This window comes from Parapedobacter tibetensis, assembly GCF_024704835.1.
Classification (GTDB): Bacteria; Bacteroidota; Bacteroidia; order Sphingobacteriales; family Sphingobacteriaceae; genus Parapedobacter; species Parapedobacter tibetensis.
This window is the reverse complement of sequence record NZ_JAMXBE010000054.1, coordinates 1-1,494: the sequence shown is the minus strand read 5'-3', so window position 1 is coordinate 1,494 and position 1,494 is coordinate 1. Positions and strand designations below refer to the sequence as shown.

Sequence of the window (1,494 nt, the reverse complement as noted above, 5' to 3'; positions counted from 1 at the left end):
CGTCTGGGTTGATGACCCATATGACCCGTACGATCCTTACGATCCGGGGTACCCGGATCCAGATCCTTGGCCTAATCCAGGCCAACAACGTGATGGAGGGGATAAGCCGCCTGCATCTACTCCATGGCGAGATCTTTTAACTAATGATGATTCTTATAAAGACCATTTGGAGTTGGTAAACAATTGGTACTTAGAGGATGAAAATGGTAATTATATTTTGGATGCGAATGGACAGCGGATTCCGAATATAGAAGTTTCCAATTGTCACTATTATGCGTTTGGCCCTAATAGTGATCCGAATTCTTATGAATCCCCATGGACAAAATTTATCGCCCCTCCCGATAGATCGAATTACACGGAACTTCCGTATGGTTCAGGGATCCAAGTAGGCGATAGGGTAAGCTATTTTATCTGGGTTGACGAATCCAGTTATGCGTTAAGACACTCCGGTATTGTTACGGAAGTGGATTCCGAGGGGTATGCGACTAAAGTGAGCAGCAGATTTGGCGTTTACGAGCCAGTGGAACACCATCCGCGTGATGTTCCGCCGAGTTACGGGCCAACTGAACCAAGTGTTGTGATAAATGGGGCAACCCGCCCATCAAGAATTTATTATCGTCCAAATAATTAGAAAGACTATGAAACTGTTAAGTAATGCATTATTGATGTTGATGGCATCGGCATCATTGAACAAAGGGTTCTGCCAAACCAAAGAAGATACGAAGGAACTCAAAATAGAGTTGCTAAAACTTATGGATTATAGTGCCAGGTTTGATTCGTATAAATTATCTTCAGAAAAAGACAGCAAGTATATCGCTAAAAGAGATTCCGTAGAAAAGTTGTACCGTGCACAGATCCAAAAAATAAAGCATGGTCCCAGAAGCAGCGATTACCTGAGCTTTTTGGATGTAGCCATAGGACGAGACTCTGCATTTTATAGTAAAAATTTAGGATATAACTATTTTCATGTAGATGTAACGTTGAATATCATGAGGAGCGCATTGCCCACCCAACTTGAATATTATAAAGTTGTAAGGTATAGTTTGTTTGAAAAGGATAAAGACGAACTTTTGCCCTTAAAAGATATACCGTTTCTGCGTCATAAGAGCAATATAGCGCTTCCCATTATGAAATTGGAACAATAAAAAATGCTATTCCGCAAATTTGGGGGATATGTGAAGTTCTTAGAGAACTATGGACGCCAGGCGGCGCACCGTGCGGTTAAGTATTTGCCGCATATGCCGATACTGGCTAGGTTCGCGTTCCATCTGTAACACGGCCAAGCCGATGGTGCACAAAGACCTGCGGAGCGGCCATACCCGCAGCTTCCTGATGGTTTTTGTGGGGACTTATGCGTATCTTCGTAATGGCGGAAAAATCAGCAAGAATAGCTACTTCAAGCGAGATCCCGCTTTCGAGGGCGACGTGCTGTTCTACAAACTTGACGGGACCCTGATCAATGGCTGGCGTTACCGCGGCGGCAAGATTGTATCG

3 protein-coding genes are annotated in these 1,494 nt (G+C 43.8%); all 3 read left to right on the top strand.

Features of this window, described 5'->3' with window-relative positions; translation table 11 throughout:
• A partial coding sequence (locus tag NF543_RS25185) for a hypothetical protein (protein WP_257670968.1) occupies positions 1-631 on the top strand: 631 nt, incomplete at its 5' end.
• Positions 632-638: 7 nt separating this feature from the next.
• Complete coding sequence (locus NF543_RS25180) at positions 639-1,145, top strand: hypothetical protein (RefSeq protein ID WP_257670967.1); 507 nt, start codon at positions 639-641, stop codon at positions 1,143-1,145.
• Between the two features lie 142 nt (positions 1,146-1,287).
• The coding region (locus tag NF543_RS25175; RefSeq protein WP_257670966.1) for a hypothetical protein at positions 1,288-1,494 on the top strand (207 nt) is incomplete at its 3' end.

What these genes read in the sequence shown, in the direction of transcription:
- NF543_RS25180 (WP_257670967.1), top strand. Translation starts at nt 639, where the DNA reads ATGAAACTGTTAAGTAATGCATTATTGATGTTGATGGCATCGGCATCA.